The following is a 5,473-nucleotide window of genomic DNA, read 5'->3' as shown; positions in this document are numbered from 1 at the left end:
GCCTGCAATAATACTTCGCTGATTTCACCGGATTTAGGCGCGCGCATTTGGCTGTCTTGCATAATCGCGCTCACCTCTTTTACGGCGCCTTCAGCCATCCGCACGTTGCCTGCGGCCGCCGCTTTGGTTTCAAGGCGCGCGCCCTCCTTGGCCATTTGGTACATGGCTAACGCGGCTTGCTCGGTGTACTTGGCGGCTTGCCATTGGGTAAAGGCTTCATCGCGTTTTTGCCGCGCGGCGACGCCTTCATTAAATAAATTCTCAACTCGCGTGTAAGTGGTGTTCGCCAGTGCAGCCGCCGCTTGGGCCTTAAGCCATTGATCTTTGGCCGCCATCACCTCTTGGCTACGGGCACCATTATTGGCCTCTTGCTGTTTGGCCTGGGCTGCATCGCGGCCACCTTCGGCCTGCATCAATTTGGCATCCAGCTCAGGGCTGTGAATCGCAAACAGTAAATCCCCCGCTGCGACGCTATCGCCCCGGCGCACCAACACTTGCTCGACGCGCCCCGGCACCTTTGACGAGACATTATATTCACGCGCCTCAATTTGCCCCTGCAATAGCCGGGGCTGCGGGCTATAGGCCAACTTAAGGCCATAGGCTAAAATCAGGCCTAATGCGACTAAAGCCACGAGGGCGAGTATTCGGTTAGCGCGCATGGTGTATCTCCTGCACTACACTGCGATCTGAGGTGTGATCGATGGTATGGACTACGGTTTGATTGACGATGTTATCTGCGGTTTTATCTAAGCTTTTATCTGAGCTTTTATCTGAGCTTTTATATGAGCTTTTATATGAGCTTTTATATGAGCTGCGCCCCATAAATTCATCCAGTTGACCGCTGATGGCCATCAATCTGGCATAGGCTTGCACATAGCGATAACGGGCAGCCAATTGCTGGGTGATCACCGCGGTGCGTTTAAGCTCGGCGTCAACCCTGTCGATGGAGGTCGATAACCCTTGGTTAAAGGCGATTTCCCGTAAACGCAGGTTTTCAGCGGCTAATTCCAGCGAGGTATCGAGGGCACGGACTTCCTCCTCAGACTGCAGCAACTGCCGATAGGTTTGATCAACCAATAAGCTCAAATCTTGCCGCGTTTGCGCCTTAGTGTGGCGCGCCTGTAATAACGCACTCTTGGCCGCTTGCACCTTACCACTGTGGCCATCACGACTGAGCAGCGGCACTTTTACGCCCACGCCGACCATCCAATCGGGTTCAACCTGCGAAAATAAACTGTCATCTTCATACAAGGTGTAATTGCCAAACAGGAATACCGTGGGCTGATACTTACCCTTTTCTAAAGAAACCAAGCCATTGGCCTGTGCTTCTTTGGCTTCGAGTAATTTCAGCGCCGGGTGTTGGCTAAGGGTCAGTTGGGTCAACTCCGCTAGCGAGGGGGCATGTGGCAAGACAAATAGCGCGGATGCAGGCTCAACCCAAGTCGAACTGACTTCACTCGGCTGCAGCAAACGCGCCAAAGCAATCGCCGCCATTTCATGCTGGCGGCGGGCACTCGCCAGATTAACCTTGGCATTATCGAGCGCCACCTGAGCATTTAGGCGCTCAACCTTCGCAATTTGTCCTTCACGCTCTAAAGCAAGCGCATGATCCACATGCACTTTTAAGGACTCAACCAGCTCGGTTTGGGTGTTCACTAAGGCCTTAGTCACATCAACGCCATAATACCTATCTACCAGCAGGGTAAATAAATCCCGAGTGGCAAGCTGTAGCTGTTGTTGCTTCTCGGCCACCATCGCCGCTTGGATCCCTTGGGCAGCAGTGATCTGCCCGCCGGTGTAAATCGGCCACATGGCCTGCAAACTGGCGCGAAAGATATCCTGCTCGGTAAAAGGCGTCACAAACATCGAGCCAGGAATACCAGCCAGTGCGCCACCGAGGGCGGGGGGTAAGGTCGAAGGGTCGAGGGAGGCTAAGGGATTAAGATCCCGCAGATCTAACTCAATCGGTTTTTCGAGGCGAGTGTAACTGCCATTTAGGCTCACCGAGGGCAGACGTAAACTTTCCCCCGCCTTTTGTTCGCCCTTGGCGCGGTTGAGCTCTTGGGATTGCGCCTGCAACTTATCGCTCACCTTAAGCACTTGTTGCCAAGCATCGGTAAAGTGAATCGGCTGCGCGCTGACTGCCACTGGCAATAAACACCACAGTGGCAATAACCTCGGCAATGACAATAGCCTGCGCCACGCCAGTTTGGATAGTTTCATTAACACCTCTAGAGTGATTACTCTAATTCCTTTGCAAATGATAACATTCAACTTAGGCTACAGCCAGCGCTCGCCAGTTTAAGGGGAGCCTAGGACTCGATGTCTAGGCTTTAGGCTTTAGGCTTTAGGCTTTAGGCTTTAGGCTCTAGGCTTTAGGCTTTAGGCTTTAGGCTAGGCTGTGCCGCCCACGGTCAGCTTGTCGAGTTTTAAGGTCGGTTGACCCACGCCGACAGGGACGCTTTGGCCATCTTTACCGCACACACCCACCCCTTTATCTAGCGCCATATCGTTACCCACCATGGAAATTTGGCTCATCGCCTCAGGGCCATTACCAATTAAGGTGGCGCCTTTAATGGCTTGGGTCACTTCACCATTCTCGATTAAATAGGCTTCAGAGGCTGAGAAGACAAACTTACCCGAGGTGATATCCACTTGGCCACCACCAAAGTTGGGCGCATAAATGCCTTTTTTGACCGACTTAATGATCTCACTTGGATCGGATTTCCCCGCCGTCATATAGGTATTGGTCATGCGCGGCATGGGTAAATGGGCATAGGATTCACGCCGGCCATTACCGGTTGGTGCAACCCCCATTAAGCGCGCATTGAGTTTATCTTGGATATAGCCCTTTAATATGCCGTCTTCGATTAACACTGTGCGTTGGCTTGGCACCCCTTCATCGTCAATGCTCAGGGAGCCGCGGCGATTGGCTAAGGTGCCATCATCCACCACAGTCACTAAGCTTGAGGCAACCTGTTGGCCCACCTTGCCGCTAAAGGCGCTGCTGCCCTTACGGTTAAAATCGCCCTCTAAGCCATGACCCACGGCTTCATGGAGCAAGACTCCAGGCCAACCATTGCCCAAGACCACCGGCATTTCACCGGCGGGGGCATCGATAGCATTGAGGTTAACTTGGGCTTGGCGCACCGCTTCGCGGGCAAAGGCAAAACACATGGGCAAACCGCTATCGTCGCTCGCCATAAGTACGGCGTAATCATGGCGTCCACCGCCACCTGCACCGCCACGCTCGCGTTTGCCATTTTCTTCTAAAATCACGCTGCAATTAAAGCGCACCAGTGGGCGAATATCCGCCGCCAGCGTCCCATCGCTCGCGGCGACGAGGATTTCTTCATGCACACCCGCAAGGCTCACGACCACTTGAATGATGCGGCTATCTAAACTGCGAATGTAGGCATCGGCCTGTTTGAGTAGATTGATTTTTTTCACTTCTTCCATGGCGGCGATAGGATCGTGGCTATCGTACAGCGCCAAGGCTTGCTGGCGCTTAAAGGCCGCCACTTTGCCCGTTTCGCCTCGAGTGGCAATGCCACGGGCCGCTTCTGCTGCGGCGCTTAGGGCGGCGGGAGTGATCTCATCGGCATAGGCAAAACCGGTTTTTTCCCCGGTGATCGCCCGCACCCCTACGCCGCGCTCGATATGAAAACTGCCCTCTTTGATGATGCCATCTTCGAGTACCCAAGATTCATGGCGACTGCCTTGAAAATAGAGATCGGAAAAATCGATTTGGTGCTGATGTATGATGTTCAAATAGGTTTGCAAACCCTCTAGGGCTAACCCATCCTTCAATAAACTTTGCTCTACTTGTGCTAAAAATGGCATCGATGTTCTCTCTGATCCCCAGGGATCTGGCTATTTTGAATAAAAAAACACTCGTGATAAAACGTTGGCTCATTCCCCGTAACAGCAAGCGCTTATCGCGCTAAACACCTACCGCAGAATGAGGTCTGGCGAACGGGCTAAATCCACTCGCTGACCGACTAAATCTACTGCTAACCGACTAAATCCACTGCTAACCGACGCATACTCACAAACCGACCCCGCGCACTCGCTAGCGGCACATTAACTGTGGTGGCGCAAACCGATTATGCTGCGCCAGTGGCATATTACGGCGAATACGGTGCACCTCAGCCACATCCACGTCGGCGTGCAGCCAGCCAGTCCCCGTTGGCCGCTGAGCGATAATATTCCCCCAAGGTCCCACCACCATACTCTGCCCCCACGTTTCGCGGCTACCTTGGTTATGGGCGCCCCATTGGGCGGCGGCGACAATCACGCACTGGCTTTCAATCGCCCTTGCCTGCAATAACACCTGCCAATGCACCTCACCTGTCACCTTAGTAAAGGCGGCGGGCACGGCAATAATCTCAGCCCCCGCAAGGCGCAGCGCCCGAAAGAGATCGGGAAAGCGTAAATCATAACAGATGGATAGGCCAATTTTGCCAAAAGGTGTATCGATAACACTGATATGATCGCCGGGGCAAAAGGTGTCGCTCTCGCGGTACTGCTGAGTCGCATCGGCGACATTCACATCAAATAGGTGCAATTTATCGTAATGCCCTAAGGTAACACCTTTATCATCAAACAGATAACATCGGCTATGCAGCCTACCATCGTCGGCCAATCTTGGAATGGTGCCCGCCACCAGATACACCCTATGCTGCGCGGCAAGGCCGCCGAGGGCCACTTGCACTGGGCTGGGATGACAATCGCCTGCATAGCTGATTTGGGCCCGCTCATGGCCACCAAACAGCAGGCTACACTCAGGCAGTACCACCAAGTGCGGGCTTAGGGCGGCAGGATCGACATTCTCGCGGTTGAGTTGCTCAAGCTGCGATTGGATAAACTGCAGATTGGCACTGACATCCTGACCACTCTGACATTGCAACAGACTGATGTGCATGCTTGTCTCCCTCACTTAGCTGAATCGATAGCGGCAGATTACCGCTGACATCCCTCTTAGCGATATCAGCATTTACCCCTGCGATATTGGCGATGTTGGCGATATTGGCGATATTGGCGATGTTAACCTTAGTCACCTTAAGATGGGTGAGATATCGGTTTGTGGCATTTAGTTTTGTGGCATTTAGGCTTGTAACATTTGGGCCTGTGGCATGTAGGCTTGCAACATTTCGTTTTGTCACCTGTAGCGGCGTCACCAAAGCATCGCCAGCGCCTATCAAGCTAACCTCAGGCGCTATGTGAGCTTGTTGCAGGGCGTGTTTGGGCGCGGACCCGGCACCTTGCTCTTTGGGGGTGTCGTGTTTTTGTGCAGGTTGAACCGCAGGTGCCTCTGGTTTTGGGGGATGGGGAGTTAAAAGAGGGGGCGCTGGAATCACGGGGTTGGGCGCAGCATCCGCGGGGGCCATCTGATCACGCTCGCCGACGATGGGCAAAATCGCCTCGGGGATTTCAATCTCTTTACTTTTACGCTCAAGCTCCTCTAGCACTG

General features: G+C 53.5%; 4 protein-coding genes and 1 pseudogene. All 5 read right to left on the bottom strand.

Going from position 1 to position 5,473, the window contains the following annotated elements; all coding sequences use genetic code 11:
- Positions 1 to 659, bottom strand: a 659-nt coding sequence (locus ACRCZA_RS15235; RefSeq protein WP_438675241.1) for an HlyD family secretion protein, incomplete at its 3' end; no start/stop codon positions are given.
- Positions 649 to 2,223 carry a TolC family protein gene (locus tag ACRCZA_RS15230; RefSeq protein WP_438675240.1) on the bottom strand — a complete coding sequence of 525 codons (1,575 nt, stop codon included), beginning with the start codon at positions 2,221 to 2,223 and terminating at the stop codon, positions 649 to 651. The genes ACRCZA_RS15230 and ACRCZA_RS15235, both read right to left, overlap by 11 nt.
- 171 nt (positions 2,224 to 2,394) lie before the next feature.
- Positions 2,395 to 3,843 carry a metalloprotease TldD gene (gene tldD / locus ACRCZA_RS15225; RefSeq protein WP_438675239.1) on the bottom strand — a complete coding sequence of 483 codons (1,449 nt, stop codon included), beginning with the start codon at positions 3,841 to 3,843 and terminating at the stop codon, positions 2,395 to 2,397.
- Positions 3,844 to 4,072: 229 nt separating this feature from the next.
- Positions 4,073 to 4,924, bottom strand: a complete 852-nt coding sequence (locus ACRCZA_RS15220) for a carbon-nitrogen hydrolase family protein (RefSeq protein WP_438675238.1) — start codon at positions 4,922 to 4,924, stop codon at positions 4,073 to 4,075.
- Positions 4,848 to 5,473: pseudogene (locus ACRCZA_RS15215) on the bottom strand (hypothetical protein); the annotation flags it as partial. The gene ACRCZA_RS15220 and the pseudogene ACRCZA_RS15215, both read right to left, overlap by 77 nt.

Source organism: Shewanella sp. (assembly GCF_051658185.1).
In the GTDB taxonomy this organism is placed as follows: domain Bacteria; phylum Pseudomonadota; class Gammaproteobacteria; order Enterobacterales; family Shewanellaceae; genus Shewanella.
Note: the sequence above shows the minus strand (reverse complement) of the source record. Positions and strands in the feature narration are given on the sequence as shown.

Excerpts from the sequence above, each read along its gene's own strand:
- ACRCZA_RS15230 (WP_438675240.1), bottom strand. The coding sequence starts at position 2,223 with ATGAAACTATCCAAACTGGCGTGGCGCAGGCTATTGTCATTGCCGAGG.
- tldD (WP_438675239.1), bottom strand. The coding sequence starts at position 3,843 with ATGCCATTTTTAGCACAAGTAGAGCAAAGTTTATTGAAGGATGGGTTA.
- ACRCZA_RS15220 (WP_438675238.1), bottom strand. The coding sequence starts at position 4,924 with ATGCACATCAGTCTGTTGCAATGTCAGAGTGGTCAGGATGTCAGTGCC.